We start from the raw sequence: 2,486 nt of genomic DNA on the forward strand, positions 1-2,486 counted from the left end.
GATGAACCGGATTAACCCCCGTAGTTTGGACTTAGCTCCCGTTTTTAAGAGATCTCTTAGACTTTCACAACCTTTGTAGGTTTAAGCCGTTTCCCGTAGGATACTTGCGTTTCACTTGGCGCTGCGGTTTCAGCACGTCGAGTTCCTGACAAAGCCGATAAACCTTCTTCTTGTTGATCACCAGGCCATGTTCACGTCGAAGCAGGTGGGTAAGCTTTAAATATCCATAGGCAAATCCGTCCGATTCAATGGCTTCCATGAGCCACTCTTTAATCTGCTCGTCACTGACCTTTTTCCCGTTCCTCGTAAGGGAGTATCCAGGGATTGGACGCCCACCACGGGCTCTACATGGCTGCGGCCTGTGATTCATATGGAAGTAATAGGTGGATCGTGATACCCTCACTATGCGCAGCACGAGGCGTTTTGCGTACCCGGCTGTGATCCACTTGTTTGCAATCTCTATTTTGTCCGCCAGTGAGGGTTCGCTTTTTTACGAAAATGAGTCCAGAGAGGCAGAGACCTTCGGTAGAAAATGGGTAAGCGAGAATTGAGGCTGTAATCTGCAGTCTCTGGAAACGGACGATGGGCAACAACATGAGGACTAGGGCTTGGAAATTACAAATCCTTTCGACTCCAATCTGCGGATCATTTCCGCTTCACGGCGTTCTTCATTGCGCTGCCTGAAACTTTCAAGATAGTCTGGACCAAGTTCCGTGTACGATTGTTTCCGGTGTAGGACATGATACACAATCCGAAGCAGAGTGTGAGCTAGAGCGACTAATGACTTCTTGACGCCCATTCTGCGAACCCATAACCAATAGCGAGAGGAAAGTCTTGTGTTCCTCGTACGTGCAGCTGCCCAAGCGCACTCACAGAGTACCGCCTTCAAAGCACTGTTTCCGCTTCGTGACCGGACCCGTTTTTTTTACCTGCACTCTCATGATTTCCGGGACTGAGACCGGCCCAGGCAGCCAATTGTTTGTCACCACCAAACTGGTCCATGTCAGCGCCAATTTCAGCCAAGATAATGGCGGCTGCGTTTTCGTTGATCCCAGGTATCGTAGTTATCAGCTCAAAGGCCTCCTGCTTGTCGGCCACATGAGCACGAATCTCCGCCTCGACTTCTGAAATAGCCCGTTCAATGAATCGAAGATGCTCGTAGGAGAATCGAAGCATATCACGATGATGCCGCCGTAAATGGCCATTGAGTGCCCGCAGCAACTTAGCTGATTTATGCCGTAACGCACCCTTCATCTCTGTCTCCAGAAAATCCAACGTGATAACTTCTCCGTCGATCATCTTCTGTAGCAAAAGGCGTCCGGAAACCCCAAATATATCCGACATGTGCGTGGTGAGCTTAATATTGGCATCCTGCAATAGTCTGTGAATTCGGTTCTTTTCAGACGTAGCTTCTTGCACGAGCTTTTTCCGATAACGGGTAAGATCCCGTAAATCTCGGATTTCTTGAGACGGAACAAAACTGCCTTCAATCAGACCACAGCGAAGCAGTTTGGCAATCCATTCTGCGTCCTTCATGTCTGTTTTGCGGCCCGGGAGGTTCTTGATGTGGTGGGCATTGGCGAGAAGCAACTCGAAATCAAATGCTTCGAGGACATTCCATACGGGCTTCCAGTAGATTCCGGTGCTTTCCATGGCTACATGTGTACAGCCAGTCTCGCTCAGCCAATCTGCAAGTGCTAACAAATCATCCACCATCGTGCCAAACGTCCGAATTTCAGATTTGGGCGAGCGGTCCAGTGGTCCAACCAGTACACAGGCCACTATGGATTCCTGATGAACATCCAGTCCAGCACATCGCTCAAGAATGGCTTCCATCATTGTGTGACGCCTCCGACTCCCAGAATGATGAACCCGAAGACAACCCGACATAGGAAGATTTTTTACTCGGACTCTCGGTCCAATATCCTGTGCTTCGAGGGCTGTCCATTCAGTTTTTTTATCGGGGTCGAACCTCCACAAAGCTAAACCGAACTACTCGGGCTCTCAACCATTATGCTGGACTTCTCCTATACAAGAAAGACCATGAACATTTTCATCATAGCCTGCGTCCCTGGAGAGTCATGAGTGTTTTTTTAGCAAGTCACGCAGAATCGCAATCTCAAGTGTTTGCTCACCAAGGACTTTTTTGAGCTTTTCGTTCTCGGAAGCCAATTCAGCCTTCTCAGCCACAACTTGGCGATATTCTTCGGGTGTGACATGCGTGGGAGTACCTTTTGACTTGGTCGGAGCTGTACCGCCATTCTGGCGATACTGGCGAACCCACTTGCTCACGAGATTCGGCCGCAGGTCATGCTTTCTCGCCACGCCGGAGATGTTAGCTGTCTCGAGACACTCACGGACAACCTGTTGTTCGAACTCTGCGGAAAACTTTCGTCGTTCCATCCGACAACCTCCTGACTCGAGTGTCCTATATTTCCGGGAGGTTGTCCAATTCAATTAAGGGGCTAAAGAGGAACGACGCACTT

The 2,486-nt window shown here is 49.5% G+C and carries 3 protein-coding genes; all 3 read right to left on the reverse strand.

Annotated features, from left to right (window positions below):
• Nucleotides 1-64: 64 nt before the first annotated feature.
• Entirely contained in the window at nucleotides 65-370 is a 306-nt protein-coding gene (locus AK2_RS17695) for an IS3 family transposase (RefSeq protein WP_067937122.1), read from the reverse strand.
• A 515-nt stretch (nucleotides 371-885) separates the two neighbouring features.
• Complete coding sequence (locus AK2_RS16170) at nucleotides 886-1,839, reverse strand: IS110 family RNA-guided transposase (RefSeq protein ID WP_245632955.1); 954 nt, start codon at nucleotides 1,837-1,839, stop codon at nucleotides 886-888.
• 240 nt (nucleotides 1,840-2,079) lie between these two features.
• Nucleotides 2,080-2,403: a transposase gene (locus AK2_RS16175; RefSeq protein ID WP_067937125.1), complete on the reverse strand. Its 324-nt coding sequence runs from the start codon at nucleotides 2,401-2,403 to the stop codon at nucleotides 2,080-2,082.
• Nucleotides 2,404-2,486 lie beyond the last annotated feature (83 nt).

It is taken from the genome of Alicyclobacillus kakegawensis NBRC 103104 (genome assembly GCF_001552655.1).
Taxonomy (GTDB): Bacteria; Bacillota; Bacilli; order Alicyclobacillales; family Alicyclobacillaceae; genus Alicyclobacillus_G; species Alicyclobacillus_G kakegawensis.